Genomic DNA, 14441 nt, shown 5'->3' on the forward strand with positions numbered 1-14441 from the left:
AACAATGAATAAACTGATGTATGTATGCGTGCTGTTCTTATTGTTGGGCAGCACGGGTAGCCTTAAGGCGCAGGATTTGCCGACCGAACAACTCACCGATAATATCCAAGTAGATCTAAAGTCGGTGCGTCACGACCCGAAAACCGATAGCTTGACGGTAGATTTGTTTCTTATTTCTTATAGCCGTAAGCCACGCGAGTTTAAGCTTAACACTTACGCAAGTCAGGTGTTTGATGCAGCAGGGAAAGGCAGCTTTTATGCTCTTATTAAAATGGGAAGGGTACAAATCCGATTAGAGGAAAGACAGAACTATTTACACTATTTGCTGGAAGAAGAAGTACCGGTATCCTTAACGTTTAAGGTTGCTAACTGGGGGAAACGAAAAGCGACAAAGCTTTTACTCGTTTTTGAGGATAGTGAAGAGGAAGGTCATTTTATACAAAAAGAGGTTAATTTATAAATTAACCTCTTTTTATTTATTATCTAGAATATCTAAATTGTTGCTTGTCCATCATGGCCATCTGATCTTTCATCATTTTAATCTGGTCAGCAAGTAATTTATTTTTATCTGCTTTTTTCGCTTCAGCAAGAAGTTTTTCTGCCTCACGTTTATTACGCTTCGCCATAGCTACACCTGCTAAGCTCAATTTAGCCATTGCTACGTTATGATCCATGTGTAAACCCAAGCTCAATGCTTTCTTAAAGAATTTCTCTGCTTGTAGTGGCGCCTTTTGAGATTCTATAATCCCTAATAGCATGTGGTAATAACCATGTTGCGCACTGATAAGTTGCGTTTCATAGTTTTTAATGTTGTTTAACCAATATGCTGCTTTAGTCATATTCTCTTTACGTAAGAACCATTGTGCTAGAAGCATGTTCTCATTAAAAAATACAGTAACCCAAGCTAAAATACTGATGAAGATACCTAAAATACCCCAGCCCCAAAGGCCAAACCAAAAAAGTAGAACAGTTCCTACTAATAATACGCTACTCAGGATAATACGAACAATATTTGACATAATTTTTTCTAATGCTAGCAATTTATTCCGCAAAGTTAGCGAAATTTAGCTGCATTGGCAATACTTGATGGTAGAGTCTATGGCTTGTTAAGCACCTTTGTTGTTTCATTTTAGCCCTCAATTAGAGCTTAAACGAGTACTACCTACGGTTAGTCAACAAAGGTTGGTTTGAAAAGATGACTTATTAAATAGTAATTTTGTAACATGACAAATCAATATCATTCGAGTTGGGAACCTATACTTCAGCCTTTATTTTCAAAAGAATATATGGAGCGCTTGTCTACATTTGTGCGTGCTGAAAGAGAGCAGTATACCGTATTTCCACCCGAAGAATTGGTGTTTAATGCGTTTAGGTTAACGCCTTTTGATGATGTGAAAGTCGTTATACTTGGACAAGATCCTTATCATAATGTAGGACAAGCACATGGTTTGTCATTCTCTGTGCCCGAGGGAATTGCCTTGCCGCCTTCGTTAAAAAATATATATACAGAGCTGTTAACTGATATTCCTGGTTTTGTTTATCCCTCATCGGGCGATTTGACGAATTGGGCTATGCAAGGTGTTTTACTATTAAATGCTACGTTAACTGTGCGCGCACATGAGGCCGGTTCCCATCAAAAAAAAGGATGGGAAAACTTTACCGACGAGGTTATAAGTTCCGTTTCTCAAAAGCTAGATCAGGTGGTTTTTATCCTTTGGGGGAGTTATGCGCATAAGAAAACCGCTCTCATTGATGAGAGCAAGCATCTTGTGCTAAAATCTGTGCACCCATCCCCCTTATCCGTTTACCGTGGATTTTATGGATGTAAGCATTTCTCGCAAGCCAATATTTATTTGAAATCGGCAGGCAAAAAAACAATAGATTGGAAAATTTAAGCGTATCGCTCTTCTAAGTTAGGATACTGTTTTTCCTGATTCGGTAATTGACGAACATGGTTGACTCGTATTTTACGACCGTTTTGTCGGATGTGCGTAAATAGGAGGTGGCTATCGTAGTCCACTTTGAATGGCGACGTTAAGTCTATAGGTTCTATTGGAGAGCCTAAGGTTGTGTATTCTAAATCGCCTTTAGAGGTGAATCGTTTAATAACAAGAAGCTCGTCCATTCCAGCAGATACATAAAACCAAGCGCCATCACCGACACCACCAAGGTAGTGCGCTCCTTTGGGCACGCTTATCGGCTTGGAGGCATATTCCATACAACCGATACTCTCGTCTTCCGGAAGCAAGCTTGCTTTTGAAGACCACATATTGTCACCTAGCTTTTTTAATAAAAAGAAAAATGATTGCCAGCGGTTCATCCGAAAGCGTTGAAGTCCTATTTTAGGGCAAAAGGAAAATATCATGCGATCTTCGTTTACGTTGACCACATTGCTGATGGGGCTTGCCTTGATCGTCTCTGGAAAGTTTATACGGTGAAGCCGTGTATATTTTTCCGAAGCACGAATTAGCATCCGCGTAATGAAGCGCGAGCAATTGTTATTATTGCGGGCAAAAGCACCATAAGGATAGGTGCCTTGTGCTACACAATCATCACCGTAAAGCTTGGCTTGTTCAAAATTTATAGATGTAGCAATGGAGAAATAGAGGATGCCATCGCCATACATGGCGTCTTTGAGTTGCTCAAAGTGATGAATAATATCAGAAAGATTAGCTATTTCATCATGCTCAATCTTTGCCTTCATGCTGATATTCAGGCGAGGGTCCGAAAATTTAGAACGAGCCCTTCCGTAGCCTCTTGGCGTGATATAGCGGCCAAAATCGTAGAACAGCATTTCGCCTGTTTTTCTTTTCACGATCACAACCCCCGTATGTCCGACTTTAAAGTTCAGATTTTTAACGAGTCCTATTTTTTTGAAAAACATCATCCACTTCTCATCGCCGCGTATGGTGGCGTCAGGCCAGGTAAGGATGATAGCAAAGTCTTCATACAGTCCTTGATTTTCTCTCATGCTACTTCATTATGCTTAATATTCTAGTGGTACAATAGGCTCTTTTTTACTCGTAGACATGATCATCATCGTCTGGAATGTCTTCACAAAAGGGATTTTAGCAATTTTTTCCATGATTACACCCTCATAAGCTTTGATGTCTTTAACATATACTTTAAGCATGAAATCACAGTTGCCCGTAACGTGATGACACTCGGTAACTTCAGGAATGGCCTTCACCGCCTCCACAAATGCAGGAATAGCATTGTGCGTGTGAAAATCCAACGATATCTGGATAAACGACTTAATACCCAAGCCCAATTTTTCTTCGTCTACAAAAGCATGGTAGCTTTTGATGAAACCAGAGTTCTCTAGCTTGCGGACGCGTTCTAATGTTGGTGCAGGAGATAGCCCAATACTGGATGCTAATTGTAAATTAGTCACCCGACCGTTCTCTTGTAAGATTTTTAAAATTTTTAAATCCGTTTTGTCAGGTTGATATGGCATCGATAATAAGTTTTTTATTTCACAAATGGTAAATCTACAAAATTTTATTTGGCCAACATAGGGAACGCATCACTCAACAGCTGAGGTTATAGCTTTTTTTTATATAAAACGCAGAAACTTATAAATTGTTTATATAGGAATCATAACATTGTCATAAAAAAAACGGCAAATGCTTTTAACGCCAAATAAGTGACTACTGTCATATTTTTTCGCAAAAGCAGAGCGAAATGTAGTGAAACATGGGGTTTTATTGCCTATTATGTCGTACCTTTGTTGTCCGAAATAGAGTAGGAATCGCCGAAAAATTAAAGGGGAAGAGAAATGAGTACCAAAGACGACGAATTACTAAAAGAGCTAGAGCTCGAAGAATATAAATACGGTTTTACGACTGATATTGAGATGGATGTGGCCCCTATCGGCCTTAACGAGGATACTGTTCGTTTAATTTCCGCAAAAAAGAACGAACCAGAATGGTTGTTAGAATGGCGTTTAAAAGCGTTTCGTCATTTTCTAAGTATGAAAATGCCCGCTTGGCAAAATTTTAAAACACCAGAAGTAGATTTTCAAGGGATATCTTACTATGCTGCACCGAAGGCTAAGAAGCAGTTGGAAAGCATGGACGAAGTGGATCCAGAATTATTAGCGACTTTCGCTAAGCTGGGAATTCCATTGGATGAGCAGAAAATTTTAGCTGGAGTTGTTGCTGTTGATGCTGTATTTGACTCCGTTTCTGTGAAAACCACTTTCCGTGAGAAATTAAAAGAGCAAGGTGTTATCTTCTGTTCATTTGGTGAAGCGGTTCAAGAATATCCAGATTTAATAAAGAAATATTTAGGAACGGTTGTTCCGCAAACGGATAACATCTATGCAGCATTAAACTCTGCTGTGTTCTCCGATGGATCATTCGTCTACATTCCAAAAGGCGTAAGATGTCCAATGGAGTTGTCAACGTATTTCCGTATCAATGCACAGAATACAGGGCAGTTTGAGCGTACGCTTATTGTTGCCGATGAAGGTTCTTATGTTTCCTACCTAGAGGGATGTACAGCACCGATGCGTGATGAAAACCAATTGCATGCTGCAGTTGTAGAACTAATCGCAGAGACAGATGCTGAAATCAAATATTCTACGGTACAAAACTGGTATCCTGGAGATAAAGATGGTATAGGTGGTATTTACAACTTCGTTACTAAACGTGGTATCTGTAAAGGCGATCGTGCTAAGATTTCTTGGACACAAGTAGAGACTGGTTCTGCTATCACATGGAAATATCCAGGTGTTATCTTAAAAGGAGACTATTCTGTAGGTGAGTTCTACTCCGTTGCGTTGACAAGAAATAAGCAAATTGCAGATACAGGAACGAAAATGGTTCACTTAGGTAAGCACACGCGTTCTAAGATTGTGTCTAAAGGTATTTCTGCTGGCTTAAGTCACAATAGTTACCGCGGTTTGGTGCGTATCGGCCCTAATGCTGATCGTGCTAGAAACTTCACACAATGTGATTCTCTTTTAATCGGAGATCGTTGTGGAGCGCACACTTTCCCATATATCGAGAGTAAAAATAGAAGTGCGATGTTGGAGCATGAGGCGACGACTTCAAAAATTGGTGAAGACCAAGTTTTCTATTTAAACCAACGCGGTATTGATTCGGAGAAAGCTGTCGGATTAATTGTTAACGGTTATGCAAAAGAAGTGCTAAACCAGTTGCCGATGGAGTTTGCCGTAGAAGCACAGAAATTGTTAGCCATTTCCTTAGAAGGATCTGTAGGATAATCAATAATAACAGCGTAGGATATTAAGTATGCTTCCTACTGCCCAATAAAGATAAAGATGTTAAGTATTAAGAATTTACATGCGTCTGTTGAAGACAAACAAATATTAAAAGGATTAAATCTTGAAATTAAAGCGGGAGAAGTTCACGCAATTATGGGACCTAATGGAGCTGGTAAAAGCACGCTAGGTAACGTTTTAGCAGGTCGTGAATCTTACGAAGTTACAGATGGAGAGGCGATTTTAGACGGTGTTGATCTATTGGATCTTTCTCCTGAAGATCGTGCCCGCGAAGGTTTGTTCTTAGCTTTCCAGTACCCTGTAGAAATTCCAGGTGTATCAAATATCAACTTCTTGAAAACTGCGGTTAATGATATCCGCGAGTACAAAGGCTTACCACCAATGGAAGCTAAAGAATTCTTGAAGACTGTAAAAGAAAAACAACAATTAGTAGAGTTCTCTGCTAACCTTGCAAACCGTTCGTTGAATGAAGGTTTCTCTGGTGGTGAGAAAAAACGCAATGAGATCTTCCAATTGGCGATGTTAAACCCGAAATTATCGATTTTGGATGAGACAGATTCAGGTTTAGATATTGATGCTTTACGCGTTGTGGCGAATGGTGTAAACCAATTGCGTTCTAAAGACAATGCTTTTGTTGTCATCACACACTACCAACGTTTATTAGACTATATCGTTCCTGATTTTGTACACGTGTTGTACAACGGTCGTATCGTTAAAACAGGTACGAAAGAGCTCGCATTAGAGTTAGAAGAAAAAGGTTACGATTGGTTAAAAGAATATGATACGCAAACTGTTTAATGGATTTATCCAACGATAAATTTAATAACAGATTGATAACAAACATTATGAGTACAATAGTTGCAGATTCATTATACCAACAATTGGTTTCTACTTTTCAAGAGTTAGAGAACGTTTCCGGGTCCTCGGATGTAATCGCTTTGCGTCAGCAGGCATTTGCACGTTTTCAACAAGAAGGTTTTCCAACGGTAAAAAATGAAGAATGGAAATATACCAACCTACATCCCTTGTTAAACAAGGACTACGTGTTAAACAGTGATGTAGCGATTGATGATGTAGAGCTTAATAAAGCCGATATTCAAGGCCTAGATGCTCACCGCATTGTATTGGTTAATGGACAATATGTATTGGCTTTCTCTTCTTTGGAAGATGAAGCAGGACTGACGGTGAAGCCTATTGAAGAAGCTTCACAAGAAGCTAATTTTAAAGCGCATTATGCACAACATGCAGACAAATCGGATAACGTTTTGGTGCAGTTGAATACTGCTTTGCAAACAGCAGGGGTTTATATCTCTTTGGCTCCAAATAAAGTGTTGTCAAAGCCTATTCACCTTATTCATGTTGCTACTGGCGATCAGCCATTTTTTGTGCAAACTAGAAACTTAATCGTTCTAGAGCCAAATGCTGAAGTAGAAATTATCGAGTCCTTTATTACGAGTGATGGCGCAGCCCAAAACTGGAATAATAAAGTAACGGAGATTGTTGTGCAAAAAGGAGCGAAAATGCAACACTACTTCTTGCAAGTAGCGGAAGCAGCAAGTAGCTATACGCAGCATACAGAAGTATACCAAGAGGAACACAGTTTGTATAATAACTACAACTGTAACCTACCAGGAGCATCTTTTGTACGTAATAATATCAACGTTCGCTTAGATGCAGAGCAGGTGGAGTCACACCTTTATGGAATTAACCTAACAGCTGGCAAACAGTTTGTGGATAATCATACAGTTGTTGATCATATGAAGCCGCACTGTGAGTCTTACGAATGGTACAAAAACATTCCACAAGGAGAATCAACAGCTGTGTTTAACGGAAAGATTTTTGTGCGTGAAGATGCGCAAAAAACAAATGCTTTCCAGCAAAACAACAATATGCTGATTGGTGATAAGTCTACTGTTTATGCGAAGCCACAGTTGGAAATCTTTGCTGATGACGTTAAATGTTCACATGGTTGTACTATGGGGCAGTTTGATGACGAAGCACTTTTCTATCTACGTGCTCGTGGTATTGGTGAGGAGTCTGCACGCGTATTATTGGTGCATGCTTTTGCTTTCGACGTAACGACTCGTTTCTCTAACGAGGTAGTGCGTAACTATGTAGAAGACCTTGTTGAAAAAGGTTTAGCCGTGTAATTTATAGTTTTCCATTTTAATATAGTAAAAAGCGTTTGGGTGTCATGCTCAAACGTTTTTTTTATGCTCGTATTTTCTGTGGTAGCTAACCTATAAACGGCTCGGTTGTGATTCGTGTCGAATACCACAAGTTGGGTATATATTGGTAATTTAGTGATTGATGATGGACACGGTTAAGGTGCATAAAAAAAGGTCTTTGGAAATTCCAAAGACCTTTTGAGCGAAAGACGAGATTCGAACTCGCGACCCCAACCTTGGCAAGGTTGTGCTCTACCAACTGAGCTACTTTCGCTTTTGTTGACACAAAATTAATATTAAATATTCATTTTGGCAAATTCAACATCGTTTTTGTCACAAAAAAAGTATAGCCCATTGGCTTTCAGTCAACAAAAATAGGCTACTGAGGAATGGCGTCTACGCAATTCATTCCATCAATTGCTGCGGATACAATTCCGCCAGCATAACCAGCTCCTTCACCACAAGGGTAAAGGCCGGCAATCTGCGGATGCTGCAAGCTTACTTTGTCGCGTGGAATACGAATTGGCGATGAAGTTCTCGATTCAACGCCTACTAGAATGGCTTCATTCGTATAGTAACCCTTCATTTTCTTTCCAAACACAGGCAATGCACCACGCAGTGCACTCGCCACAAAGTTTGGTAAAACCTCATCTAAGCTTACGCTGCTTGTTCCCGGTTTGTAGGAGTTCTCAGGCAAGCTATTGGATACTTTTCTTTGTACAAAGTCTACCATGCGCTGTGCTGGCGCCACGAGGTTTCCACCACCATATCTGAAGGCCGCTTGCTCGACCTGCTGCTGGAAGTCTAATAAAGCAAAAGGGTCATTCAACGCTTGTGGTACATCTTCAAGATTTATTTGAATGACAGTTCCTGAGTTTGCATGCGGATTGTTGCGCTTGGAAGGTGACCAGCCATTTACGACAATTTCGTCATGGTCTGTTGCACAGGGAGCAATAATACCTCCCGGACACATACAGAAAGAGAATACGCCACGGCCATCTACCTGCTCAACGAGGCTATAGTAGGCTGGAGGGAGGTTTTCATGTCTTGTGCTGCAGTGATACTGCGCTTGGTCGATAATCTCTTGTGGGTGCTCAATACGTACGCCCAATGCAAAAGGTTTTGCTTCCGTGAGCCATCCTTTCTTGCGGAATAAGTAAAATATATCGCGTGCAGAGTGGCCTGTCGCTACAATGACTTGGTCTGCATTATGGGTATGACCATCGGCAGTTTTTACACCGGTAACTTTATCAAATTGTACGATAATATCATCAACACGACAGTCAAAATGGATTTCTCCACCACATTCTATTATCGTGTTGCGCATATCTTCAATGATATGGGGCAATTTATTGGTTCCGATATGTGGGCGCGCATCGACTAAAATATCTTCAGTAGCGCCATGTTGTACGAATATTTGTAATACTTTTTGTACATCGCCTCTTTTGTCGGAGCGTGTATATAGCTTACCATCGGAATAGGTTCCTGCACCACCTTCACCAAAGCAATAGTTGGATTCTGGATTTACAAATCCTTCTTTGTTGATACGTGCCAAGTCACGACGACGGTCACGTACGGCCTTTCCTCTTTCGAGAACGATAGGCTTAAGGCCACGTTCTAGGCATCGGTAGGCAGCAAATAAGCCGGCAGGGCCAGCACCAATAATGATGACAGGTTTAGCTTCTTTAACATTGCCTATGGCAGCTTGATAGCTTGGTGCGAAATAGGGCTCGTCGATGTAGAAAATAACGCGTATACGGTATACGACTTGTCGACTGCGGGCATCAATAGACCGCTTGCGAATGTGTATCCCTTGAATACGGTTTTCTGCTACTTTTAGTTGTTTGGCGCCAAGGGCGCTGATGTATGCTGTATCGTGAATGTAATCAGGTGATACAGCCAGTTCAATTTCTTTTTGCATATCGTCTGGCTGGGTTTTTATCCCAAAACAGGGCAAAGGTACATAATTTGAACAAATGTGTGCAAGACCTTCTATATGGCATAGCATTTGACGGCCTTCTTTTATTATTAAACATTTTTGTTATTTTTATAGAATAACAAGTTATTGTTAGTGCCTAGTAGACCAATTTAAACCATCGTTAGGTATTATAAAGGTTGAATAGGGGGCATTGAAGAGTCGTTAAAAAATAAATAGAAAATATATGAAAAGATTATTAATTGCTGCTATCGGATTGTTTACTGCTTTATCTTTCAGTTCATGTGGTTATAATACCATGGTTTCTAAAGATGAAAATGTGAAAGGTAAATGGGCTCAGGTTGAAAACGCTTATCAGCGTCGTGCCGATTTAATCCCGAATTTAGTGTCAACGGTTAAAGGTGCTGCGAAGCATGAAGAGTCGACCTTAACCGCCGTAGTGGAAGCAAGAGCTAAAGCAACTTCTGTAACGGTTGATCCTTCAAACTTAACGGAAGAGTCTATTGCAAATTATCAACAAACGCAAGATGCATTATCACAATCTATCGGTCGTTTATTGGTGAGCGTTGAGGCTTACCCTGATTTGAAGGCAAATTCTAATTTTCAGGAATTGCAAGCACAGTTAGAAGGTACAGAGAATAGAATCTCGACAGAACGTAGAGAATATAACGTAGCTGTACAGGATTATAACACAACGGTAAGAAGTTTTCCAAAGAATATTGTAGCCGGTATTTTTGGCTTTAAAGCTAAAGGTACTTTCAAAGCAGCTGAAGGTTCCGATAAGGCACCGACTGTTGCATTTTAGTAATTCTTAGGTTTTATATCCCGGCCATGCCGGGATATGTAGCCTTTATCTCTGGCTTAGATGGAGTCTTGGCTGGTTAAAATGGAGAAGTCTATTAGGACTAATCTTCCAGCTTAATCACTTGGAGTTCATCTTTTTTGTTTTCACCATATGGAAATTTTCTCTACAGAAGAGCAAGATAAAATTGTACAAGCGATTAGTGTAGCTGAGGGTAAGACTTCTGGCGAAATTAGACTGGTTGTTGAGCGCCGTTTAAAGGAGCCTAGCCCTTTGGATGCTGCAGTAAAGTATTTTCACAAGCTCGATATGCATAAAACGGCTCTCCAAAATGGGGTATTAATCTATATATCCGTTGATGATCATCATTTAGCAATTATTGGCGATTGTCAGCTTAATAAGCGTGTGGAGGCTGATTTTTGGGATAGAGCAAAAGAGGCAATGCTCGGAGGTTTTAGAAAGGATGATTTGGTGGAAGGGCTAATTTCCGGTATTCAACATATTGGAGATGCTTTGCAGTATTATTTTCCAAGAAAGGCCGATGATGTAAATGAGTTGCCTGATGATATTTATTTTGGGGAGAACTAATGATTTTAAAGAAATTGAAAAATAACGTATTGAAAAGTTGGAAGGTAACATTTGTTTTACTGACCTTTTTTGTTGCTTTTTCTGGACTCCGTGCGCAGTCTATTCCTGAGGCACCAAATCGATTAGTTTCGGATTATACAGGCACCTTAAGTCAGGGCGAAATTTCAGCTTTAGAAGCTAAGCTTTTAGCTTTCGAAGATAGTACGTCAAACCAAATAGCTGTAGTCCTTGTGCGTACAACGGATGGTTATGAGGTGGGCGATTATGCGGTACGCTTAGCTAAAAAATGGGGCGTCGGCGGTAAGAAGTATAATAATGGTATTGTTCTGCTGGCCGCCATAGATGATCGTGCAGTAACAATTCAGACCGGTTACGGTATGGAAGGCGCTCTTCCTGATGTTATCGCTTATCGTATTATTCAAAATGAAATTAAGCCTTATTTTGGTCAAAAGGCTTACTACAAAGGTCTTGATAAAGCGACAGATGCGATTATTTCGTATACCAAAGGAGAGTATAAAGCCGATCCTAAGGAGCGTGAAGAAGGTGGCGGCGCTGGTTCTATTATCTTCGGTATCATTATAATTATTATCATTATATCTATTATTTCCAAAAATAAAGGTGGTGGCAATGGTAATGGCGGAGGTCGTGTCATGACTGGAAAAGGAGCTTCCGACATCTTCTGGTGGACCTTACTCAATAATATGGGTAGAGGTGGCAACGGTGGAGGTGGCGGTTTTGGCGGTGGCTTCGGCGGCGGAAGTAGTGGCGGAGGAGGCTTCGGCGGTTTCGGTGGCGGTGGTTTCGGTGGCGGCGGTGCTAGTGGTCGATGGTAGTCTGCAATGATGTTTATAAATCGTGTAATATTTTCAAAATAGAAGGTTGAAAATGTTTTATCTAAGTGGTTTGTTGACAGCTGTTTAATGCATTTTATTGTTTTTATTTTCACCTGTATCTCGCTGAGGTTCAACAATAATTTGTTAATTAATTCGTATACTCGTATATATTTAGAAAAAATCTAATCCAAATGAAAAAGGTAATCTTATTAGGTTTAGGAGTACTGCCATCTTTGCTATTCGCACAAGAAGCATTTACCCTAAACGCAAAAGTGGGCGTTACAAACCCGAAAGCAAAAGTTTTTATTCAATACCAAGATAACGGAAAGTCTGTGCTGGATTCAGCAGCAATAACTGGTGGAGCATTTAAATACCAAGGTACGGTATCAGAGCCTGTACAAGCTACTTTAACGCTTTCTGAAGAAGGAAAGTCAATGGCTGAGTTGCGTGGTGGTGCTCGCCCTGAAATGAATTATATCTTTTTATCTAAAGGTGTTATTAAATTAGAAGGTACACCTTTTTCAAAAGCTGTGGTGAGTGGTAATGTCATTAATAATGATTTTGCTAAATATAAAGGATCTTTGAAGTCTATTACCGATGGTTTTGCAGCGATTGATGCAGAGTACCAAGCGGCACCAGATGATAAAAAACAAGATCAAGAGTTTATAGGAGGTCTACGTGCTAAAGCATCTGGAATTTACGAGCAGCAACAAAAACTAAATGAGGATTTTGTGAAGAAAAATTCAACGAGTTATGTTGCTTTATCCGTGTTGAATGAGCTTGTTTCAGCAGAAAATTTGACTGACTTTGCTAAACCAGCGTTTAATGCATTTCCAGCAGCTTTGAAAAGTACGGCTTTAGGTAAAGCATTAGCGACAAAAATTACAGGTTTAGAAGTTGTGGCTAAAGGTGCTGTGGCGCCAGATTTTACCCTGCCAGATACAGCAGGCAATGAATTGAGTCTTTCTTCTTTACGTGGCAAATATGTATTAGTAGATTTTTGGGCTAGCTGGTGTGGCCCTTGTCGTCAAGAGAACCCACATGTGGTAGCTGCTTACAATAAATTTAAATCAAAGAACTTTACTATTCTTGGTGTTTCTTTAGACAGACCAGGTAAACATGATGATTGGGTGAAAGCTATTCATGCTGATAAATTGGAGCAATGGCAACATGTTTCTGACTTGAAGTTTTGGAGCTCTCCTGTAGTAGCGCTTTACTCGATTAAAGGTATTCCGCAAAACTACTTGTTAGACCCAGAAGGTAAAATCGTTGCATCTAACCTACGTGGTGAAGCATTAGAGAAAAAACTAGCTGAAGTATTGAAATAATTATTCAGTAGCTTAATGAAAAATCCCCTCCATCTTATATGTGGAGGGGATTTTTTTATTGCAATATCTTTTATAGCGATAAAATCTCAACGATACGTGTTAGGTTTTCGTTGATATCATCTAGATGCTTGATTGCTTTGTTGAATGGGGTGAAATGAACCTCACCACATATTAAACCAGCCATCTCGCCTTTACGACCTTCAATTAGGGCTTCTACGGAAGCAACACCTAAACGGCTTGCTTTTTTACTCGATCCATATAAATTGGTTTTCTTCGGCGTTGAATAGGGTTTAAAATTGAAGGATATAAGCTTTCCTTAAAGTTTTCAGAAAAAAAATCCCCTCCATATTATGTGTGGAGGGGATTTTTTTATTTGTAAAGTTTTTTATAGCGATAAAATCTCAACGATACGTGTTAGGTTTTCGTTGATATCATCTAGATGCTTGATTGCTTTGTTGAATGGTGTGAAATGAACCTCACCGCATATTAAACCAGCCATCTCGCCTTTACGACCTTCAATTAGGGCTTCTACGGAAGCAACACCTAAACGGCTCGCAAGAACACGGTCCATACATGTCGGCTTTCCTCCACGTTGGATATGGCCTAATATAGAAAGGCGGACATCGTAGTGAGGGAAGTTTTCTTGGATTTTTTCTGCAACAACAAGTCCTCCTTCTTTGTCACCTTCGGCAACAATAACGATACGAGAAGCTTTGTTTTTACGGGTCTTGTCTAGGCGTTTCATGATAGCATCGTAATCCACATTGATTTCTGGAATTAACACGGCTTCAGCACCTGTACTAATACCTGAACGTAGTGCGATTAAGCCTGAATCACGTCCCATCACTTCAACAACAAACAGACGGTCATGCGATTCTGCCGTATCTCTAATTTTGTCGACAGCATCTACTACCGTGTTGATAGCTGTATCGTAGCCGATCGTGAAGTCTGTTCCTGCCAAGTCATTGTCAATTGTACCTGGAATACCAATAATTGGAATATCAAATTCTTCAATAAATTTTGAGGCACCTGTAAAAGTTCCATCACCACCGATTACTACTAAGCCATCGATACCTAATTTTTTAATATTGTCGTATGCTTTCTGTCTTCCTTCTACCGTACGGAATTCATCACTTCTGGCCGTCTTAAGTATTGTTCCTCCACGTTGGATGATGTTTGCTACAGATTTAGCATCCATAGGAATCAATTCGCCATTTACAAGGCCGTCGTAGCCTCTTTTAACACCAAAAACGTTTAGGTTGTTGTAGATTCCTGCACGGACAACGGCCCGTATACCAGCATTCATTCCTGGAGCATCGCCTCCAGAAGTTAATACCGCAATATTTTTAATTGTCTTCATTTATTTCTTTGGTTTAGCGTCTAGTTTTGTTTTTGAGCTTTGAATGTGTCAATTCCTTTTTGCAGATAGGCGGCATAGCTACTGATATTGTAGTTCGCTCCACTAGGAGGTAGTAACACGTCGCCATTTGGATTTACAATGACATATAATGGCTGTGAATTGCTATTAAATGTAGCTG

Annotated in this window: 14 protein-coding genes and 1 tRNA gene; 9 read left to right on the top strand and 6 right to left on the bottom strand. The window is 40.0% G+C overall.

The annotated features are described in order from the left end of the window. The first annotated feature begins 4 nt into the window (after window positions 1-4). A complete protein-coding gene (locus tag WH223_RS14330; RefSeq protein ID WP_340048432.1) occupies window positions 5-460 on the top strand; it encodes a hypothetical protein in 456 nt (151 codons plus the stop codon). 19 nt (window positions 461-479) lie between these two features. On the opposite strand, the gene WH223_RS14335 is transcribed toward WH223_RS14330, so the two are convergent. Continuing rightward, the gene (locus tag WH223_RS14335) at window positions 480-1019 is read right to left on the bottom strand and encodes a DUF2892 domain-containing protein (protein ID WP_340048433.1); all 540 of its coding nucleotides are present in this window, start codon (window positions 1017-1019) and stop codon (window positions 480-482) included. Between the two features lie 204 nt (window positions 1020-1223). Between WH223_RS14335 and ung the strand changes: the two genes are divergently transcribed. Next, window positions 1224-1895: a uracil-DNA glycosylase gene (gene ung / locus WH223_RS14340; protein ID WP_340048434.1), complete on the top strand. Its 672-nt coding sequence runs from the start codon at window positions 1224-1226 to the stop codon at window positions 1893-1895. Here ung and WH223_RS14345 read toward each other — a convergent pair. Both WH223_RS14345 and WH223_RS14350 read right to left on the bottom strand, forming a co-directional pair. Beyond that, on the bottom strand, window positions 1892-2971 hold the full coding sequence (locus WH223_RS14345; RefSeq protein ID WP_340048435.1) for a DUF6695 family protein: 1080 nt from the start codon (window positions 2969-2971) through the stop codon (window positions 1892-1894). The genes ung and WH223_RS14345 overlap by 4 nt on opposite strands. 15 nt (window positions 2972-2986) lie before the next feature. After that, the gene (locus WH223_RS14350) at window positions 2987-3457 is read right to left on the bottom strand and encodes an Lrp/AsnC family transcriptional regulator (protein ID WP_340048436.1); all 471 of its coding nucleotides are present in this window, start codon (window positions 3455-3457) and stop codon (window positions 2987-2989) included. 321 nt (window positions 3458-3778) lie between these two features. On the opposite strand from WH223_RS14350, the gene sufB reads away from it, so the two are divergent. From sufB to sufD, 3 genes are read left to right on the top strand one after another with little or no spacing between them, the layout of a single operon-like run. Further along, window positions 3779-5230, top strand: coding sequence for a Fe-S cluster assembly protein SufB (gene sufB, locus WH223_RS14355; RefSeq protein ID WP_340048437.1), 1452 nt, complete (start codon window positions 3779-3781; stop codon window positions 5228-5230). Between the two features lie 57 nt (window positions 5231-5287). Continuing rightward, the gene (gene sufC, locus WH223_RS14360) at window positions 5288-6046 is read left to right on the top strand and encodes a Fe-S cluster assembly ATPase SufC (RefSeq protein WP_340048438.1); all 759 of its coding nucleotides are present in this window, start codon (window positions 5288-5290) and stop codon (window positions 6044-6046) included. Window positions 6047-6093: 47 nt separating this feature from the next. After that, entirely contained in the window at window positions 6094-7398 is a 1305-nt protein-coding gene (sufD, locus tag WH223_RS14365) for a Fe-S cluster assembly protein SufD (RefSeq protein WP_340048439.1), read from the top strand. A gap of 219 nt (window positions 7399-7617) precedes the next feature. Here sufD and WH223_RS14370 read toward each other — a convergent pair. Together WH223_RS14370 and WH223_RS14375 are read right to left on the bottom strand one after the other, a co-directional pair. Then, window positions 7618-7690, bottom strand: a tRNA-Gly gene (locus WH223_RS14370). A 105-nt stretch (window positions 7691-7795) separates the two neighbouring features. Further along, on the bottom strand, window positions 7796-9337 hold the full coding sequence (locus tag WH223_RS14375) for an NAD(P)/FAD-dependent oxidoreductase (protein ID WP_340048440.1): 1542 nt from the start codon (window positions 9335-9337) through the stop codon (window positions 7796-7798). Between the two features lie 241 nt (window positions 9338-9578). Here WH223_RS14375 and WH223_RS14380 point away from each other — a divergent pair, with 241 nt between their 5' ends. The 4 genes from WH223_RS14380 (at window position 9579) to WH223_RS14395 (ending at window position 12903) form a co-directional block, all read left to right on the top strand. Then, window positions 9579-10157, top strand: coding sequence for a LemA family protein (locus WH223_RS14380; protein ID WP_340048441.1), 579 nt, complete (start codon window positions 9579-9581; stop codon window positions 10155-10157). A gap of 150 nt (window positions 10158-10307) precedes the next feature. Beyond that, window positions 10308-10742, top strand: coding sequence for a TPM domain-containing protein (locus tag WH223_RS14385; protein WP_340048442.1), 435 nt, complete (start codon window positions 10308-10310; stop codon window positions 10740-10742). Continuing rightward, entirely contained in the window at window positions 10742-11575 is an 834-nt protein-coding gene (locus WH223_RS14390; protein WP_340048443.1) for a TPM domain-containing protein, read from the top strand. Before WH223_RS14385 ends, WH223_RS14390 begins: the two co-directional genes overlap by 1 nt. 191 nt (window positions 11576-11766) lie before the next feature. Further along, window positions 11767-12903 (top strand): TlpA disulfide reductase family protein, encoded by a 1137-nt coding sequence (locus WH223_RS14395; RefSeq protein ID WP_340048444.1) that lies wholly within the window; start codon window positions 11767-11769, stop codon window positions 12901-12903. 385 nt (window positions 12904-13288) lie between these two features. Here WH223_RS14395 and pfkA read toward each other — a convergent pair whose 3' ends face one another. Continuing rightward, the gene (pfkA, locus tag WH223_RS14400) at window positions 13289-14263 is read right to left on the bottom strand and encodes a 6-phosphofructokinase (protein ID WP_340048445.1); all 975 of its coding nucleotides are present in this window, start codon (window positions 14261-14263) and stop codon (window positions 13289-13291) included. Window positions 14264-14441 lie beyond the last annotated feature (178 nt).

Origin of the sequence: Sphingobacterium sp. MYb382 (assembly GCF_037572665.1) — a bacterium.
Taxonomy (GTDB): domain Bacteria; phylum Bacteroidota; class Bacteroidia; order Sphingobacteriales; family Sphingobacteriaceae; genus Sphingobacterium.